Below are 20647 nucleotides of genomic sequence, written 5' to 3' on the forward strand. Positions count from 1 at the left end.
TCAATTTGTTTGAAGCGTATCCGTCTTCAATTGAGGATTTGGCGGACTGTTTGGATAATTATATATGATAAGAAAAGAAAAAATGACGGAAGGATGTCGAGTCGTGTGGGAGCAAAAGTTTATAAAGTATTGGTATTGATGATTTTGTCATTAGTGTTAACCAGTAGCACAGTAACTGCTCAAACTCTGTACTATAAGTATGACGAGAATAACCAATTGAGAGATATCAATGATATTAATGGTTATTTTGATGGTAACGGAAATATGGTTAATAAAATACAGTTAAACAAGGTTATGATTGACGCTGGATTCACACATACGTTAGTAACAAAGCAAGATGGAACAGTCTGGGCTTGGGGAAGTAGCGCAAATGGAAAATTGGGAAACGGGACCACGTTGACTCAAACATCTCCAATGCGGCTTATTAGCTTAAATAATGTTGTGGCGGTGGCTTCAGGGAGTTCACATAGCGTTGCGCTAAAGAAAGATGGTACGGTTTGGGCATGGGGAGGAAATGACAAGGGCCAATTAGGAGACGGAACAATAGCTACAAGAATGGATCCTGTTCAAGTTCTCGGATTAAGAAATATTATCTCGATAGTAGTGGGCAACTCACACAATATTGCACTTAGTCGAGATGGTACAGTATGGGCTTGGGGTGATAATGCAAATGGTCAACTTGGAGACGGTACCTTGATTCAACGAACAATAGCTATCCAAGTTGCTAACCTGAGCAATGTAATTGCTGTGGCTGCGGGGAACTCTCATAGTATTGTAATTGATAAGCACGGCACGGTGTGGGCATGGGGGGACAATGCCAGTGGGCAACTTGGTGATGGAACGAGTACACAACGAATAACCCCTGTTCAGGTGTCTAGTTTAGATAATGTTTTGTCGATAGCTGCTGGTGGTGTTCACAGTCTGGCGATCAAAAGAGATGGTACTGTATGGGCGTGGGGAAGTAACAATTACGGACAACTCGGAGATGGAACGATGTCACAACGAGTGAAGCCTATTAAAATTACTGGTTTAAACAATGTAGTTTCAATAGCAGCAGGTGGGGGACATAGCATGGCAGTTAAGCAAGATGGAACGTTATGGACGTGGGGAGATAATAGCAAAGGCCAACTTGGAGACGGAACAATGACTCTGCGGACAACACCAATTCAGATTTCTAGTATTTCCAATATCTTGGCCATAACGGCAGGAGATTCTCACAGTACTGTTGCTAAGCAAGACGGTTCAGTTTGGTCTTGGGGGAATAATAGCAACGGGCAGCTTGGGGACGGATCAAAGTTAGATAAAACAGCTCCCGTTCAGGTTACAGGATTTGCTGATTTTGTGGAATTGTCTGCTGGTGACTCGCATATAATTGCGGTCAAACAAAATGGTACAGTTTGGACATGGGGGAAAAACAGTAATGGGCAGCTTGGGGATGGGACGAGGACACAACGATCAACTCCCGTGCAAGTTGCTGGTCTGAGTGATGTTGTTACTGTAGTAGCTGGTGCTACACACAATCTAGTCATTAAGCAAAATGGTACGGTATGGTCATGGGGGAGAAATGACACTGGACAACTTGGAGATGGGACAACAGTTGATCAAAACAAACCCGTACAAGTAAAAAATTTGAATGGAGTTGTAGCAGTAGCGGCAGGACTTCTTCAAAGTATTGCCGTTAAACAGGATGGTACAGTGTGGGCATGGGGAGAGGGAGGATATACTGGGGACGGAACATCAATAAGACGGACTACGCCTGTTAAGATCAGCGGTCTAAATAATGTAAAAGCCGTTGCAGCTGGAATTACATTTAGTATTGCAGTTAAACAAGATGGAACTGTATGGACTTGGGGAGGAAATGACAATGGCCAACTTGGAGATGGGACGAATGTATTTTATCGGAGTGCCCCCGCACAGGTTACGGGCTTAAGTGATGTTGTAGCAGTTGCTGCTGGTGGCGCCCACAGTATTGTACTTAAATCTAATGGCACTGTGTGGGCATGGGGAAATAACTCCTTTGGTCAGCTCGGAGATGCTACTACATCGAGTCGAAGGACTCCTGTTCAAATAACTCTTCTAAGTAATGTTTCAAAGATAGCAGTTGGAGCTTCGCATAGTATGGCGATTAAACAGGATGGTACCGTGTGGACTTGGGGGAACAACGATTTCGGTCAACTCGGAGATGGGACGGTGTCACAACGAACAACCCCTACTCAAGTAATTGGTCTAGATAGTGCAACTTTGGTAGATGGGGGGGGATATAACAGTATTTATATTAATCAGGGAGGCATAGTTAGGATATGGGGGAGCAACATAAACGGCCAAATTGGAGCCGGTGAAATAAAAACTCTTAGATCTCCTATTCAATTAAATGACATAGGGAATGTTGCAATGGTGGGAGCCGGTTCAAATCATAACGTCGCTGTAAAATATGATGGGACTGTATGGACCTGGGGGAGTAATGGCAACGGTCAACTAGGAGCCGAGACAACAGTGCAGCGAACAACGCCTGCTCAAATCAATATATCCGATGTCGTGGCACTAGCAACAGGCGTTACACACAATATTGTGATCAAATCAGATGGTACAGTGTGGAGTTGGGGCAACAATGGTAATGGTCAATTAGGAGACGGGACAACAACACAGCGAGCAACCCCAGTTCAAATTAATATAAGCAATGTTGTGGCAGTAGCAGCAGGTGCTTCACATAGTATCGCAGTCAAATCGGATGGTACAGTGTGGAGTTGGGGCAACAATGGTAACGGTCAATTAGGAGACGGGACAACAACACAGCGAGCAACCCCAGTTCAAATTAATATAAGCAATGTTGTGGCAGTAGCAGCAGGTGCTTCACATAGTATCGCAGTCAAATCGGATGGTACAGTGTGGAGTTGGGGCAACAATGGTAACGGTCAATTAGGCGATGGGACGACAACTCAGCGAACAGTCCCAATTCAAATCATAGGCCTGGGTAATGTGAAAGCTGTAAATGTAGGAGATTCTCATAGCATTGCAACCAAGTTTGATGGTTCGGTCTGGGCATGGGGAGATAACAATTACTATCAACTTGGTGACGAGACGAGAGATAGTAAATTGGTACCTATTCAAGTATTAGGAATCAGTGATGTGAAAACAGTATCAGCAGGTGGATGGTACAATATCGCGATCAAACAAGATGGTACAGTCTGGGAGTGGGGATGGATCCGGCTTGGTGAGAAAGCTTGGTATAGGATGCTGCCTACACAAATTTCAGCACTCAGAGATGCACAATTCGCGGTGGCAGGTAGCTCGATCGGTATCACCATAAGCTCGAACCGGAAAATCAGCTTATGGGGCTACGGGGATTCAGGGCAATTAGGTGAGGGAACCCTAAGTATGCAGTTAAGGCCGCTGAAAATTGGAGAGTTATTTAGAGTCGTTTAATAAGGGTTATGAATAAGCATTGCCAATTAAACACTGTTTATTACAGTGATCTATTTGAAAGTGATAACCGGGTCGTAGTAATGCATTATGGATAAATTTCAAATATTCTAAAAAAGAAATTTGATGCTGAATGTTTACCAACTCTATTATCGAAATGAGGAGACCTCTTGCGCTATAATCGTACATTTAGCCTGTTTTTAATAATGATTCTAGCTTGGACGAGCATCCCGATGACTGCGTCTGCGAAAGAAGTAGAGTCTTCAAGCGGTTATTTAATTAAGTATAAGGATATCCAGTCAGGTGTGCAGTCACTAGGTAGTAAATTGTCACACAGCTATCAATTTCTACCGTTAGTCAAAGCAAAATTAACAAGTGCCGAACTGTTGGCATTGATGGAAGATCAGAATATCGAATACATTGAAGCGGATTCAGAGGTGTCCATTTCGGGTAAAGCTGCACCTAGTGCGGCCCTGCCAGAATCAATTACGCCAATTGACCAAAACAGGGCCGTTAAGGAAACGGCGGAAGCAAAGTCGGTCAAAATAGCCATTATCGATACGGGCATCGCTTCTGATTATGTTTCGAATGTCAAAGGTGGCTCTTCATTTACTGAAAATGGAGCACTTCATGGCGACGACAACAATCATGGCACCTACATTGCCAGCATTGTCAACCATACTTCGCCAAATGCCGAGCTATACGACCTTGAAGTCTTAGATAAGGATGGAAAAGGCTCTTATAGCAAAGTCATCGAAGCGATAGAATGGGCAATCAGCAATAAAATGGATATTGTTCAAATGAGCTTTGGGGGCCAGACATATTCACGGGCGCTTGCCGAAGCTGTGACTTTGGCTGAGCAGAACGGCATTTTGCTTGTTGCGGCGGCTGGAAACCGCAGCGCGCTGGAAATCGATTATCCCGCGAAGTTCAACTCTGTCATAGCCGTTGGGGCGTTGGATAAACAAGATGTAAGGCTTCCGAACTCTAACCAAGGAACAGAACTTCAATTGATGGCATTGGGAACTGGAATCGATGGCATTGGCAAGAACGGAAAGCCTTTGCAAATTAACGGGACATCAGCTGCAGTTTCACAAGTCGTTGCGATCGCTGCTAATGTCATGGCAGCTTTTCCAACACTGTCGGCAGAGGCAGTGAGGGAGCAGTTAAGGAATTCGGCTCAACCTCTTGGACCTGTAGCTGAATATGGCTATGGTAAGGTGAAATCTCCCCTTGCCGAAACTGTACCTCCTGATGAGCAAGTGGAAGAAGTTCCTGAGAAAAAAGAGATGGAGGCAGAGACTCTCGATCAAGGTACGGCTTTAGAGCATTTGCAAAAGCTCCTCGTAGGTGAAAGTCTCTCCGATAGTCCGGAGGAAGTTGGACGGCTGCGTCTTGAAGCTGAGCAAGGGAGAATCGAATTAGAGCGTTCGTTAGCACCTGAACGTGCACAGATCGAAGCTGATAAAGCGAAGCTCGGTAAAGCAGAGCTTGTCGCTGAGTTTGGGTTGGACGAACAATGGGTGCAGGAACAATTGGACAAAGGACTTACTGCCCAAGAGATTTTTTATTCTCAATGGGAAGCGAGAGAAAATGCGGGGGGGCCCCAACAACGTAGAAGAACTGCTCAACTTGATGAGATTGTGCCAGTTGAGCCCATCAACAAGTCCTTAGACGCTCAAAGTGAAGTGGCTTCGGATATCGGTGAACATATTCAGTTTGATGTTTCTGAATATCCTGTGGTTACATTGCCCGAAAATACACAAAAAGATAGGTTGAAGCTACAACCAGCGGAAGAATTAAAAGACAAACTAGAAGCTAGTAAAGAAGTAAAGATTCAAACGCTTCCGGAGCCTGAGGAAATTATTAAACCGATCTCTCGTAACAGCGAGGCGCCCTATCAGGTTAGTCTTCATAATGAAACCGTTTCTATGCTATCGGGGTCCGTGTCTATCAGTGAGGATGATCTGACGCTGCCAGGTAGAAGTGGACTTTCTTTCACACTGGGACGCTCTTATGATAGCGGTAATTCACAACTGTATGACATGGATGCAGGATATAATGTATCCTATGGCTATAAATTCGACTACATTTTAACCTTTAGAGAAAGATCGGAAAGTTACAATCTTAGTCGGATCTATTCAGGAACGACTAAAAAGTATGCATGTACTAATGGCGTACCGACAGGTGGTGTCATTTGGACAGGTTCATATGGAAACAAAACAGTAGATGGTGGAACGTACTCCACGATGCAGGCACTTAATTATGCGATGAATAATCCGCCGGGGATTCCGTCAGTGACTGTTCATACTTGTGATAGTTATGAGCCCAATCGCATGTATGTTGTAGATTATACCTATAGCTCATCTTCATATTCGACAACTTATTCTGAATGGACTGGGTTTTCGACGCCTTCTTATTATGGCCCATCTTCCAACTATACGGATATCAAGCTTAAGCAATTTAGCATGCGACACGGGTATGAAAATTCGAGCGGAACAGGAGGAAGTAATGCGTCGGGATACTACCAATATCAAATATCATATTCAGATGTGAGTGATGAATATCAAGTTCCAACAAGCTGGTCCTCTTACAACACGACCAAAACCGACGTCATGGAGAATAGATTCCCGATCGGTAAAGGATGGAGATGGAATGTTCCTTACTTAAAGTTCGATAGTGGAAGAACGTATGTAGGTTTGACTGACGGCAGTCTGTACGAAGTTAGCGGCAGCCAGCTCAAAAACTACTCGTGGTCCGACCTTTCATTTGTTTCAGATAACAGCGTGTCCTATAACGGGAAAATATCGACTTATGCACTGAAATCCACTCTGGGTCTCAACCAATATTTTGATTCTGCAGGGAACATTATCGCGATCAAAGATGGTTATGACAATATGACCAAGTTTGCGTACTCGAGTGTCTCCCCATATGGCGAAGTTTTGGCATCGGTAACGGATGCAGCAGGCAATATTCTTACTATCCAATACTCTGGAAATCAAGTGGTATTAACTGCGGGCGGTCGTACTGTCACATATTCAAAGACAACGTCCAACGGCAAGGAATTGCTTGCGCAGGTTAAAGATCCGATGAACCGTATAACAACATACAGCTATGACATTAAGCAAGCAAATTTTAGCCTTATAGACACATCGCCGACTCAAAGCAACCCTTATGCGTTACTGACGAAAGTGACGCATCCAACGGGTGCAAGGACGGAGTATGCGTATGAAACTACGCCGGTAACTCGTTATATCGGTTATAATCAAGTGAATCAGGTCTATCGACTAGCTTCGCGTAAAGATGTCGAGACATACAGCGATGGAACAACGAAGGATTTTAATTATTCGTCTGTCGTGTACTCCGGTGATATGGGGGCTTCCTATGGCAGTGATACGACGTTCTTCACGACATTGATCGATGGTTTGCTGGAAACGAAAGTCACGTACTTAAAAGACTACATCGATAGCAATATCGGTAATGTGTATTACCAAACCGAGAGCCAGCAAAATGATGGTCAGATCGGTCAATTCACGACGTATACGTATGATCAAGTAAAGCGTCGAGTACAGCCGTTAAGCGTGACAAGTTATACGAAGAATTTGACATCGTCGGTAACGACATCACCGGTTACGACTTCACAGACCTATGACGATTTTGGCAATATTTTGACCTCAACAACGCCACAAGGCATAACGACAACGAATACAGTAGATCCGGTTACTCATCGTCTGGTTACTTCTACGGAGCCTGTAGCTGGTGGTCAAGTGCGTTATATGGAAATTCTTTCGCGTAATGCGCAAGGCGATATTACTGAAAGCAAGCTAAGAAGTGGCAAAGCTGCAGGCACAGTGTTGAAGCATGTCCAACTCGCTTATGACACGCATGGGAACATTACGCTTGTTCGCAACAAAGAAGCGGATCGCAATCTGGATACGCAAATCACGTATAGCGGTGATTATCAGTATGCATATCCGACCGAAGTCTCTCGCCCATATATTGATGCGTACGGAGTTGCAGGGGTGCAAAAAATCTCTGCAACGTACAATGGGGCGACAGGGCAGATGGCCAGTTTCACCGATGGCAATGGTCATACCACCTCGTACAGCTACGATGCGTTAGGCAGGGTCATTCAGATTAACTTGCCAAATAACAGCATCGTTTCGACGAACATCATGGATAGCCAGAATGAGGTTCAACAAACAAATGAAACGGGTATAATCACGTATGCAAAATGGAACGCGCTTGGTTTACCTTCCGAATCTGGGTTTATTGAAAATAGCAATAAGAAAGCGAAAGTCAAAACGGGATATGATGCCTATGCGCGTGCAATATGGCAGGAAGATGCTATTCCACATCGTACCGTAAACGAGTATGACAAATGGAATCGTGTGACCGCGACCACCCAGTCAGGGATGGTTCTATCCACTACTGTGTTTAATGATATTGCCAAAACAGTCGTCACAACCGATACAGAAGGAAGAGTGATGCGGGCGACACAAGATCAATATGGCCGGACAATCAAGCAAGAGCAGCAAATGAACGGCGGGTACCATGCGATCTGGACAGGCACATACGATAATGCCAATCGATTGTTGTCCGTACAAGCTGGTAACATGATTACACAGTACCAATACGATGTTGAGGACCAACTAGTCAAAGCCATTGGTGCGGATTTGCAACCGTACAGCTATGAGTACAATCGCCAGGGGCAACAAACGGCAACGGTGTATCCAGACGAGAATGTATCGTTGAAGTTCTACGATCAGCTTGGCCGAGTGACGCGTACTGTAGATGCAATGGGGCAAAGCGAATACTACACGTATGATGGCAATGACAATGTAAGCACGTATAAGGATCGAAAAGGCCAGTTATTTACGTACGTCTATGATTCGCAGAATCATATGCTGTCGAGAAGTGGGCCGACAGGATCGATCTCTTATTCGTATTTAGCAAACGGTCAACGTGCAACGATGACGGATAATGGGAACCAGGAGACGTCCTATTCCTACGATCCTGTTACTGGAGAGCTAACTCAGGTTACGTACCCAGATGACAAGTCAATTCAATATGTCTACGATGCCGCAGGTAAGCGAACCCAGATGACAACGCCATTTGGTGATATTACGGACTATGTCTACGATGATCTGAATCGTCTGCAGACGGTGAAGTGGAATGGCACACAGCAGGCAAGTTATACGTATGAACCAAATGGTCCGTTGTCCTCCATCCAACAGGCTAATGGCATCACGACAAAGTATGGCTATGATGATGCCAAACGGTTGTGGACGTTTACACACCAGCGTGGAGTGAACGAGCTGGACAAACTAACTTACAGTTATGACGGTAATCAGAACATTGCAACAATTGAGAAGTCTGTATCAGGAGGAACGTCTTCCTCCCAAAGCTTCACCTACGATGCGATGAATCGGATTAGCACTTCCTCGCAATACAACGAGACCTACACGTATGATAAGCGGGGCAATCGAGCTTCTGTTACGACAGATAGCACCATACATGATCCGTCTCAAGTGTCCTACGAGTATGATCAGTGGAATCGTTTGATAAAGGCGAATACGGAAGATGGAAAAGAAGTAGAGTACGTGTATAACGGCGACGATCTTATGATCGGTCGTAAAGAAAATGGCGTAACAACCCGTTACTATTACGATGGCAGTTCAATTATTGCTGAAGGAGAAGTTGGGTCGAATCAACAAGTCACTCAAAAAGCAAGTTACCTGTACGGTTTAGGACTCGTCATGCGTGAAGATGATGAGGATCATAAGAGTTACTATGTTAGCAACGGCCATGGAGATATAACGGAGCTTCGGGATGATTTAGGTATTCTTATCAACAGCTACGCCTATGACATCTGGGGCAATATCCTGACGAAGTCGGAAACAGTAAGTAATCCTTTCCGCTACGCAGGTGAGTACTGGGATGATTCGACGAATCTCCAATATCTCCGAACGCGTTGGTATGACCCAAGTATGGGGAGGTTCATTAACGAGGATACGTATAAGGGGCAGATTGATAATCCGCTGACGTTGAATCTTTATACGTATGTGTCTAATAATCCATTGATTTATACTGATCCGAGTGGCCATAAAGAATGGCTAATCCATGGTACTTGGTCCGATGGAGATACTTGGACTCCTGAATTTGTAAAATATGTTGAAAAGCTGTTTGATGAACCTAGTGAAAAATTAAACTGGAGTGGAGGTAATTCGACTGATGCCCGAGAAAATGCTGCTAAAGCTTTTGTTGACATTGTCTATACATGGCACAAAGAACATCCAGACGATCCCATTAGATTAATTGGTCACAGTCACGGTGGAAATGTAGCCATTATGTTGGCCAATCTTTTAGCAGAGAAAGGCATGAGAGTTGAGACCTTAATCACGATAGCAACACCTGTGAGAGAGTATCAGTTGGAAACAGAAGTTGGCCAACATATACAACTTTATAATATTGGTGATGGCGTTCAAGTTAGCGGGGGAAGCCTTTTGAATGGGGGGAAAGCAGGAAGAAAGTTTGAAGGAGCTGAAAATGTAAAAGTAGACATATCTTTTTGGCGTAAAATAAGGTTAAGACCAATTGACAGCCATTCAATTATGCATAGTAATATAAAAGTTTGGCAGAAGTATATTGAACCTAGGCTTAAAAACAGGTGATGTAATCATATGAAATGGGGAATGCGGGTGCAAATTTGGTTAAAGGTTATCTGGTCGTTCGCATCTCTATTTAGTTTATTTTCTTTATTGTGGTTTATATTGGGAGCGACCGCAAATTTTCAGCGCTCTTTAGATTTAGTGTCTTCGGTTACTTTGGTTTTTGTAGGAATTCCCACTTTTGTTATTACAGTACTATCTATTCGTTTGCTATTTAAGGGATGGATTCCAACTGGTGGAGGAATGAATGTAGGTCTGTATTCAGGAATATTAATACTTTTTGCACTTTCAGCAGTTCTAATCAAAAGTGTCCATACGGAGGGTTGGTTATCTGAAAAAGTTACAAGCGATTCAATAAAATACACTTTGGATAACAAATATGAGTATCGAATTGAGCTAATTAATTTGTTTCAAAAAAACAGCTGGGCGAGGCTGCTAGTAAAAAGCGTTACCACGAAGGAAGTGAAAACCATTCCAGTTGACATTCCAACAGACAGGATCGCAGGCATTGGAACGAAAAAAGTTAACAATTGGGTGTGGTTAGAGGCGTCTGAAGTTCTAAATCATTACACTCTATTTACTACAAAAGAGCTTGGAATTCCAGAAATGAAATTTGATATTGACATTGCATCAGGGACATCCCAACGATTGGAGTGAGAGTATTACCATATTTGTGTGTAACAACTCCATGTGATTTCTTTTGCTCAAACACTAAGAAACGAGTTGAGATTCGAAATTAGATAATTTTCTTTCGTACAGGGATACTGTAAAGACATCTTCGGCAACATAAAGAACTAATCTTCTATCTGAAGCAAACGGCTTGCCCATAAGTTAATTTCCTGCAGGAGTGGCTTGAAGCCTTTCACTATCGTTGGACAGGTTAACTGTCTTAAATGTATAGAAAGGTTGTAAGCCACCCTGCGGCCTACGAATCAACAGCGGGCAAGCCGTTTGTTTCCATCAGGTTTGGGTGAACGGCGCGGCTGTCGCCGGGCCAGCAAAACCTAAACCGCAGCCTTGCGGCAGCATAAAAGAACCTAACCCTAATCTGATAACCAGAGCAAACGGCTTGCCCACAAGTTGATTCCCCCGCAGGAGTGGCTTGCAGCCTTTCCATTTCGTTGGACAGCATACCTGTCTTCAACGTTTAGAAAGGCTGTAAGCCGCCCTGCGGCTCGTGAATCAACAGCGGGCAAGCCGTTTGTTTCCATCAGGTTCGGGTTCAGGGCATGGGTTGTCACCGTCAGGTACGATCTTAAAACCTTCCGCCTCCGGCGCTAATCCATTGATTTAAAGCCCCCCTTTTTTGATTGTTGTGCTTCGAAGATTCGACAAAACCACCCAAATGACGGCTCTATTCTGGTATAATTATACTATTCTGACGATAATAAATTCCTGTAGATATGGTAAGAAGGTAATGCTAAGCCCTAATATTAGTGCTGTAGGGGAGGACACATAGAATGAGGTCAAACAATTACAATTTCCAAAAATTAACCCCCATAAAGAATGCTAATTTGAATATTTATGAGGAAGCGCTAGATTTTATTTTCCAAGAAGAAGATCTAAAAAATATTGCTCTAACTGGGCCATATAGCGCCGGAAAAAGCAGTGTTATTGAATCATATATAAGCAAACATCCCAACAAAAAATTTATTAATATTTCTCTTGCCCACTTTGAACCTACAGAAAGTAATTCGGTAAATGCAGATGGCTCAAATAGTGGTTCGAGAGAAACTCCCAATAGTGAGTCATCTGTTGAGGGTAAAATTCTTAATCATTTAATCCATCAGATTAATGCTGACAGAATCCCACAATCCCAATTTAAGGTTAAAAGAAAAATATCCCATATTAAAGTTCTCGTTGCTTCCCTTTTGTTTACTCTAGGGGCACTATTACTTATATACATATTTGGGTTTAATGATTGGAAAAGTTTCGTGGGAAATTTAACGAGCTCATGGCTAAAATCAAGACTTGATTTTACCATCAATAATAGTTCGCTACTGGTTGCAGGAGCTTTTAGCACTGTCATTTTTATATATACCCTTTATGGCTTGATAAAAATTCAATACAACAGAAATGTGTTTAGAAAAATAAGTCTTCAAGGCAATGAAATTGAAATTTTTGCAGACGCGGATGAGTCCTTTTTCGACAAGTATCTCAACGAGGTTCTATATCTTTTTAACAATGCCGATAAAGACATCATTATATTTGAAGATATTGATAGATTCAATAACAATCAAATTTTTGAAAAATTAAGAGAAATAAATTTGTTAATTAATAAGACATCCAGTAATACTATTCGTTTTTTTTATTTGATCCGCGATGATATTTTCACCTCTAAAGATCGTACAAAGTTTTTTGACTTTATTATTCCGATTGTTCCTGTTGTAGATGGTTCTAATTCTTACGATCAATTTGTTGCCCATTTTAAAAAAGGGGATATATTTAATGATTTCGAGGAGAGCTTTTTACAAGGGTTATCTCTTTATATTGATGACATGCGCATTCTAAAAAATATATATAATGAATATGTAATTTATCACGCTCGCATACAATCGACCGAATTGAACTGCAATAAACTTTTAGCAATTGTTACGTATAAAAATATTTTCCCTAGAGATTTTAGTGAATTACAGATTGGCAGAGGCTTTGTCTATAATTTGTTTGAAAACAAATCAAATGTAGTAGCATCTGAAATAAATAACCTAGATATTGAAATTTTGGAGAAAGAAAAACATATTCAAAAAGCGGAAAGTGAACTATGTAACGATATTTATGAGTTAGATGCCATTTACTTCATTGGACCGCGAGCTTTGGACGTGGACGGTAAATATGAAGATCAATTTGCTTCGAGAGCAGCATTTATTAAAGCAATGAAAGATAATCCTGGCAATGTATATTATCAAATTCAAAATGGATATAGGTATCAATTCGATTTTCAAACCGAGTATGATTCGTTACTCCAACGCACCGAGTACATAGAACGTAAAAAAGCTATTGAAATAAAATCATCTGCAACATTGGATAAATTAAAGAGGGCAATCAGTGAATTGTTACACAAAAAGGTTATATTAAAGAGCGCTAAGCTCAGTGAGCTTATCACAAGGGAAAATGTAAATAATATATTTGATATAACATACAATAATGTAGTTGGAGAAGAATTTTCCTACAGCGATGTTAAATCAAATCCATACTTTCCCTTAATTAAGTTCTTAACAAGAAATGGATATATCGATGAAACCTACCCTGATTACATGACATATTTTTACGAGCATAGCCTCAGCAGAGCAGACAAAATTTTTCTGCGTAGTGTCACTGATGAACTTGCAAAAGATTTTTCATATCAAATAAAAGATCCCATTCTTGTTACATCTCGACTGAGAGATGTCCATTTTGAAAAAGAGGAAATTCTTAATTTTGATTTATTTGCTCATTTATTAAGGACAGGGCATGACTACCTTCAAACATTTATTAGTCAATTGAAGAAGAATAGTAGACTAGATTTTATTGAACAGTTTTGGAGTACTGAACGAGAAAAGCCTAATTTAATTAAATCATTGAATCACGCTTGGCCATTTTTGTGGGAGAGTATATTAAAGGGCTCACATTTTTCCGAAATTCAAAAGCAAAATTATGCACTGGCAACCATATACTATTCATCTGAGGAAGACCTCAGCGCGCTTAATACTGAAAATAGTATGACAACCTACATTTCAAATAATGGGAGCTTTTTGAACATTGATGAACCGAATACTCCAATTATTATTTCGAAGCTTAACTTGTTAAAGGTGAAGTTTAAGGAAATTGATTATAATAATGCCAGCCCCTCACTTTTCCATGCTGTTTACGAGAATGAACTTTATCAGTTAAACATCTATATGATTACGCTTATACTAAATAAAATTTACAATTTTCCAGCAACTGAGGATTTCAAACATAAAAACTTTACTCTCGTACTTTCCCAACTCCAAGAGCCTCTTGTGGCATATATAAGGAACAATGTTCAGCAGTATATTCGAGTAATCCTTGACTACTGTGATTCAATTATTACTGATGACGAGACTGTCGCGCTTGAAATCATTAATCACTCTAATATTGACACTAATCATAAATTAACCTATATTGCGTATCTCCGAACAATAATAGATAAACTTGACAGTGTAGATGATCACGAATTATGGCCGGACGTGCTTCAAAACCGAATTGTACAATATACGGAACACAATATTCTGCAATACTACATTAATACGGCTAACGAACTCGATGATGTGCTTATTGAATTTATTAACGGTAATCCCGCAAATTTAAATTGCGATTATGTGCGTATAAAGGATAATTTCGGAGAAAGCATAGCTTCAGCGCTATTTAAAAGTATTGTATTGTGCGAAGGTTTGTCAGATGACAAGTATAATGTGCTTTTGAAGGATTTCAACAGACGCTATAAGAAGTTTTCATTCAGTGGGATATCTGACAATAAACTCAAATTACTAATTGATAATAGTGTTATAAGCATGAACAAAGATAATTTAAATTTTATGAGAGAAAACTATCACACCCAGCTTATGGATTTTATTAGCCTCAATATTACTTTATATGTTACTGAAGTTATTGATGGAGAGAATTTTGAAATCACAGAATTACTCAGCTTATTAGAGAAAGATATTAAAGAATCCTATAAGCTTAGCTTGCTCGATTTCACAACTGAACCAATTTCAATGAGAGGAAAAGGGTACTCCGAAGAAATTAAACTGCGTATCTTAAAACATAATTTCGATATCGGCGATATTTCATATTTGATCAACAATTACAACCGTGAAAGTTCAATCGTGAGAACAATGATACGTACTATTAGTGAAGAGAATATTGAACAAGTTATTGAAGAAAAGTGTGATGTTCCGTATTCTCTTTTAATTGAGTTGCTTGAATCGGTTGATATAGCAGTAGAATGCAAAAAAGAATTGCTAATTGCTCGCCTTATTAATCTCAATGAGACACAGGCAGTGACTTGTTTCGAGAAATTAGGAATGAATGAAATAATAACTTTGTTCTCCGGAAAATGGCCTAAATTGAAGAGGAATGTTGTTAATGAAAAAATCTTATCAATATTTAAGTCCAAAAGGTGGATTTCGGATTTTGTTATAGATAGTCGTGAAACACACTATTTTCGTGCTAGAGGACGCAAAACACGTGAAACTGTCTTGCCGACTGAACTGCTATAGTTTAAGTGATAATTTGGCTGATCATCCATGAAACCTGGGAACAATGGAAGTATTGTATTTAAAAAGGTTTTCAGCTCAACTTCAGATAAAGAAGCAAACGAAGCTATCAAAAGAGCAAACGAACTTTTAAAGAATCCAGATGCGGTTCAACTCTTTCTCGATAGAGCAACTGCTGGAAGAGATTATTTAAAGCAGTTTGGAACTGAAGCAGCTACTGCAAAGTCCGGTGAAATGCACTTTTGCAAATCTATCTGCGACACACAGTAAGCAATCTACAAGTGGGCTATAATACAAATGGAGGAGTGGTACTAATTTTCACAATTGAAGGTGAAATAAAAAAGCTTGTGAGCATTCATAAACATTGAGTTCTAACTATTGGAATTCATTCAGCTTGCTGAACCAAGTAATATGAAAAAAGATAGACAGGTTAAGCTGGATTTTTTTCAAAAAGTCAGTAATTGAAATGCGAGTGTAACAAATAATGAACAGGAACATCAATGGTATGAGGTGAAACGATACAGTATTTCATTACAGAACGTTGCAGACGCAATGCTCGAACGTCAACGCGGGAGTAGTCAAGAAAAAAACGGATCGGGCAACCGGTCTCCGGCGGCATAAAAACTAGCCCAAGCCTAAGTTTCAAAGCAAACGGCTTGCCCACAAGCTGATTCCCCCGCAGGCGTGGCTTGCAACCTTTCCATTCCATTGGACAGCAATCCTGTCTTAACGCTTAGAAAGGATGTAAGCCCCCTGCGTCCTACGAATCAAAACGGGCCAGCCGTTTGTTGGGTAACGGCGCGGATGTCGCCGGGCCAGCAAAACTTAAATCGCAGCCTTGCAGCAGCATAAATAAACTAGCCCTAACCTGATGATCAGAGCAATCGGCTTGCCCACAAGTTGAAACCTCAGCAGGAGTGGCGAGGATCGACCATGATGGGAAGACTTCGTTCAACTATATGTTGGTTTCAAGAACAGGCGACGACGATAATGCGAATTTCGAAATCATGGGCAATCTATTGAAAGCGAAATTTGATTTCGAAACGAAGAACAGTTAAAAAGTACGAGTCAGGGTAACGAACAGTTTGGGTTTCTACTACGAGCAACCGTTCACGATAACCGTCAACGACTTTCCGGAAAAATAGCAACGATTAAGTGAAAAACCGCCGCCTTGCCAACACGGAAGTGGCGGTTTTACGTCTGACGGGTTAAATGAATCGTCGTTTCTTCCGATATGTAAGAAGAAGCGAAAGATACATCGAGGTGAAGAAGCTGAGCAAAGAGTCGCGGATCGACGAACAGATCAAACACTTTTATGATAACGTTCCCAACGTAGGGGATGCGCTGCCTCTTAAAGAGTATTTATTGAAGCATGAAGATAGCCGCATGGCGTGGTATTTGCTGGGCAAGGAATACGAAGGTAAAGGCGATATGGCGAAAGCGACGTATTGTTATGCGCAGGCGGGAGACATCTACACGGCGTTCGAGGGGAAACCCGCGCCAGTGCTGCCCGGCGAGAAAACGAAAGGGAACAATCGCAAGAAATGGGCGATCGCGCTGCTTCTGCCATTGCTCTTGGCTGCAGGGGCTATCTATGCGATTCGAGCCCTTTCGGATGACGGAGACGAAGTTGGGGCGACGCAGCAGCCAACGCCGTCAACGCCGTATTACGAAGGAACCGCGAGCGCTCCTCCCAGCTCCGGCAAAGACGGCGGCCCTGATCACGTGAAATTACCCGCAGGGTTCGTCCCGCCAGGCTTGATTGCCGGCGCTTCTGGGCCGGATGCTAGAGGACGCGATGTTCTCGGCTCACTGCTTACGGGAAAGAGGTCGACGCTGCCACGTCTGCTCGTGGAAACGCCGCAGCTTGGCAAGTGGAGCGACTGGGTTAAGACGGCAAAACCAATCGCCGAGGTGATGAACGATCCGGAAGCGGGGACAGCGAACGTTCGTTGGTACAATCCGAAATGGTGCGACTGTAAGCCGGACGATCCTTCAGCCGCAACTCGCAAACAGCTGGAAGGTTGGAAACCTGTCCAGGAGGAGAAAGCCGTCCTTCGTTCGGCGATGATTCGCTACAAGGAAACGAAAGGGAAATGGCCTTCATCGCCTGAACAACTCGCGGCGGATTATCCGAACAATACAATGGCCGGCTGGACGGACAATATGACGCCTTGGTTCGAGGAACTGAAGTCGGCGCTTAACGACAAGAAAGACGGGAAGCTGCCGCAAACGCCGGGATGGCCGGAAAATACCGGACCGGAGACGGGACATGGGACGCCGGCAGGTCAATTGGCTCCGGTCGCAGAGCAGCCGCTGCAGATCGTTATTGACAAGACGCATCATCGGCTCGCGGTCGTTAGCGGCGACGTTATTTTGCGTAATTACGCGGTTGGGCTTGGCGGTGACAAGACACCGGAAGGGGCGTTCGTTATTTCCGAGAAGGTGAAGGATCCGAACGGCAGCAGCACTGGCGTATTCGGAAGCCGGGGTATGACGTTGTCCGATTCGAGGTACGGTATCCACGGCACGGACGAGCCGAACAGCATCGGTAAGGATGAGTCCCACGGCTGTGTTCGCATGAAAAAGGAAGATATCGAGGAGCTGTACGACCTTGTGCCTCTCGGTACGCCCGTCACAATAGCAAAAGGAGGTTTGCCTTCCGAATTGCGCACTCCATCGGAACGATTCCGACTGAAGAGCGAACAAAACGAGACAAACCCCCGCAAGGTGTATGACTGGTTAAATTAGAAAGATGACGCGGCTTACACGTCAAACGCGAGCAGCAAAGCCATTGCCACTACGATTACGCCAAAAGCTACCCCAATCCATATTAGCGCCTTTTTGTTGATTTGCTCCTTCTGCTGTGGGCGTGATGTGACGGGTGGTTTTTTTTTGGCTGTGCTCATCGTTATCAACCTCTCTATACGAATGTATCGCGAACTATCTTCATTGTAATCGTTTTCTGCGGGAATTGCCAGACAAGCATGGCAACGATGCGATGACAGCTGCGCAGGAATGAATTGGGCGAAACGCCCTTTTCTTTTTGGCTTGAAAAGGCTAAACTGTTACCCGGAAGGTTTTCTCCAAACGGTCAGTCGGAACAGGTGGATCGCGTTTGGGTAGACGAAAGGATGTCGAACTCATTGTTGTATCAATTAGCCAAGCCCTTTTTGTTCAAAATGGACGCTGAGGCCGCTCATCACTTGATTATTGACGGCATGGGAACAGCTGCGAAAATACCGGGGATGCCAGCGATGCTGTCAGCGGCATGGGGCACGAAAGCGACGCCGGAGCTAGCAGTCGACTTGTTCGGGCTTCATTTTCACCATCCGGTCGGCCTGGCCGCAGGTCTGGATAAGAATGCGAAAGCGGTCACGGGATTGTCCCGCATCGGCTTAAGTTTCATGGAAGTCGGCACGGTTACGCCGAAAGGACAAGCCGGCAACGAGCTGCCGCGCCTGTTCAGACTTCCTCCGGACGAAGCTCTCATTAATCGGATGGGCTTCAACAACGATGGGGCGGACGTGATGGCCGAGCGACTCTCGAAGCTTGGACGCAGACGCATCCCCATTGCAGTCAACATAGGTAAAAACAAGCTAACGCCGAACGAGAATGCGGCAGACGATTATCGCGCCTGCGTCCGGAAGCTTTTCCCTTACGGAGATTTCTTCGTCGTGAATATCAGTTCTCCGAATACGCCGGATTTGCGGGCTTTGCAGCATGGAGATGAGCTGCGCGGGCTACTCGATGCAGTGAAGGACGAGATGGCGATACAAGCAAGGAAACGCGGCGAGCAGCCGAAGCCGATCCTTGTAAAAGTAGCGCCGGACAACTCTGAGGAGCAGTTGGCCTATATGGCGGAAGCGATTCAGCTTAGTGGCATGTCGGGCATTATAGCTACGAACACAACGATCGGGCGGGACGGGTTGACGCACGGGAACGCCGGGGAGACGGGCGGTCTCAGCGGCCGACCGCTGACGAAACGCTCAACTGAAGTCGTCCGCAGCCTGTACGCGATGACCGGAGGCAAGTTGCCGATTATCGGATCGGGCGGTATTTTCACGGCGGAAGACGCATACGAGAAGATCAAGGCGGGAGCCAGCCTTGTTGAAGTGTATACAGCGATGATCTACAAAGGTCCTGCGTTATTAAAAGAGTTGCACAAAGGCTTGCTGAGGTTGCTGAAACAAGATGGATATTCGCGCATCACGCAAGCGGTCGGAGCTGATCATCGTTAGGAGGAGTACCGATGGACGGACGTGACTGGGGAAAATTTCTGCTTCCTTACGAGCAAGCGACCGAAGAGCTGAAAGTGAAGCTGAAGGCGCTCCGCTCGGAGCTGAAGGCAAGGGACGAGTATGCGCCAATCGAATTCGTCACCGGGCGGGTGAAGCGGGTATCGAGCATTCTGGCCAAAGCCCGCAAGCTGTCCGTTCCGCTGGATCGTATCGAGCTTGGTATCGAAGATATTGCGGGCATCCGTATCATGTGCCAATTCGTGGACGACATATACCGCGTGGCGGAGATGATTCGTCTGCGGAAGGATCTGAAGCTCGTATACGAGAAGGATTACATTACGAATTATAAAGAAAGCGGGTATCGGAGCTATCATCTGATCGTGGAATATCCGGTACAGACATCTATTGGCTCTAAGCCGGTACTCGCGGAAATTCAAATTCGTACGTTGTCGATGAATTTCTGGGCGACGATCGAGCATTCGCTCAATTACAAATACCGGGATCAGCTTCCGATTCATGTCAAAGAAAGGCTGCGTAACGCAGCCGAAGCAGCATTCCTGCTGGATACGGAAATGTCCAGCATCCGTCAGGAGATCGTAGACGCGCAGCAAGACTTCGAGGAGAGTTCTGTCGTGGTCAGAAGGGTGCTTAACGAAATCCAGGAGTTGTATTTCTTCCGAAGGGTGCGGGAAGCCGCGCAATTCCAGCTTCGTTTCAACGAACTATGGGAAAACGACGACGTGTGGGGATTAAAAGAGCTGTCGCTGGAAATCCAAGCGGCGCTCGATCGCGCGGGCAAAGGCGGACAAGTGTAAGTCAAGTTGCGTGTTCGGCCAAACCGTCTTGCAGCACGCTCTCAGCGTACTAGTCGCGTCGCAAGTCGGTCAAACCGTCTTGCAGCACGCTCGCAGCGTACTAGTCGCGTCGCAAGTTGGTCAAACCGTCTTGCAGCACGCTCGCAGCGTGCTAGACGCCTCGCAAGTCGGTCAAACCGTCTTGCAGCACGCTCTCAGCGTGCTAGACGCCTCGCAAGTCGGTCAAACCGTCTTGCAGCACGCTCTCAGCGTACTAGTCGCGTCGCAAGTCGGTCAAACCGTCT

General features: G+C 43.9%; 9 protein-coding genes. 8 read left to right on the plus strand and 1 reads right to left on the minus strand.

From position 1 onward, the window contains the following. Positions 1-105: 105 nt before the first annotated feature. The 6 genes from ACFPOF_RS23490 to ACFPOF_RS23515 all read left to right on the plus strand — a co-directional run bounded on the left by ACFPOF_RS23490 (position 106) and on the right by ACFPOF_RS23515 (position 18058). Entirely contained in the window at positions 106-3423 is a 3318-nt protein-coding gene (locus ACFPOF_RS23490; RefSeq protein WP_378137253.1) for an RCC1-like domain-containing protein, read from the plus strand. 167 nt (positions 3424-3590) lie between these two features. Continuing rightward, entirely contained in the window at positions 3591-10094 is a 6504-nt protein-coding gene (locus ACFPOF_RS23495; protein ID WP_378137255.1) for a S8 family serine peptidase, read from the plus strand. A gap of 9 nt (positions 10095-10103) precedes the next feature. Continuing rightward, positions 10104-10748 (plus strand): hypothetical protein, encoded by a 645-nt coding sequence (locus ACFPOF_RS23500; protein WP_378137257.1) that lies wholly within the window; start codon positions 10104-10106, stop codon positions 10746-10748. 803 nt (positions 10749-11551) lie between these two features. Continuing rightward, positions 11552-15310 carry a YobI family P-loop NTPase gene (locus ACFPOF_RS23505; protein WP_378137259.1) on the plus strand — a complete coding sequence of 1253 codons (3759 nt, stop codon included), beginning with the start codon at positions 11552-11554 and terminating at the stop codon, positions 15308-15310. A gap of 27 nt (positions 15311-15337) precedes the next feature. Beyond that, a complete protein-coding gene (locus ACFPOF_RS23510; RefSeq protein WP_378137260.1) occupies positions 15338-15577 on the plus strand; it encodes a hypothetical protein in 240 nt (79 codons plus the stop codon). A gap of 993 nt (positions 15578-16570) precedes the next feature. Further along, positions 16571-18058, plus strand: coding sequence for a L,D-transpeptidase (locus tag ACFPOF_RS23515; RefSeq protein WP_378137262.1), 1488 nt, complete (start codon positions 16571-16573; stop codon positions 18056-18058). A gap of 14 nt (positions 18059-18072) precedes the next feature. Here the strand turns inward: ACFPOF_RS23515 and ACFPOF_RS23520 are convergent, their stop codons facing one another. After that, entirely contained in the window at positions 18073-18216 is a 144-nt protein-coding gene (locus tag ACFPOF_RS23520; protein WP_378137264.1) for a hypothetical protein, read from the minus strand. Positions 18217-18453: 237 nt separating this feature from the next. Here ACFPOF_RS23520 and ACFPOF_RS23525 point away from each other — a divergent pair, with 237 nt between their 5' ends. Both ACFPOF_RS23525 and yjbM read left to right on the plus strand, forming a co-directional pair. Beyond that, a complete protein-coding gene (locus tag ACFPOF_RS23525) occupies positions 18454-19548 on the plus strand; it encodes a quinone-dependent dihydroorotate dehydrogenase (RefSeq protein ID WP_378137266.1) in 1095 nt (364 codons plus the stop codon). A gap of 11 nt (positions 19549-19559) precedes the next feature. Then, the gene (gene yjbM, locus ACFPOF_RS23530) at positions 19560-20363 is read left to right on the plus strand and encodes a GTP diphosphokinase (protein WP_378137268.1); all 804 of its coding nucleotides are present in this window, start codon (positions 19560-19562) and stop codon (positions 20361-20363) included. Positions 20364-20647 lie beyond the last annotated feature (284 nt).

Source organism: Cohnella soli (assembly GCF_042655525.1).
In the GTDB taxonomy this organism is placed as follows: domain Bacteria; phylum Bacillota; class Bacilli; order Paenibacillales; family Paenibacillaceae; genus Cohnella; species Cohnella soli.

What these genes read in the sequence shown, in the direction of transcription:
- ACFPOF_RS23500 (WP_378137257.1), top strand. Translation starts at nt 10,104, where the DNA reads ATGAAATGGGGAATGCGGGTGCAAATTTGGTTAAAGGTTATCTGGTCG.
- ACFPOF_RS23505 (WP_378137259.1), top strand. Translation starts at nt 11,552, where the DNA reads ATGAGGTCAAACAATTACAATTTCCAAAAATTAACCCCCATAAAGAAT.
- ACFPOF_RS23510 (WP_378137260.1), top strand. Translation starts at nt 15,338, where the DNA reads ATGAAACCTGGGAACAATGGAAGTATTGTATTTAAAAAGGTTTTCAGC.
- ACFPOF_RS23520 (WP_378137264.1), bottom strand. Translation starts at nt 18,216, where the DNA reads ATGAGCACAGCCAAAAAAAAACCACCCGTCACATCACGCCCACAGCAG.
- yjbM (WP_378137268.1), top strand. Translation starts at nt 19,560, where the DNA reads ATGGACGGACGTGACTGGGGAAAATTTCTGCTTCCTTACGAGCAAGCG.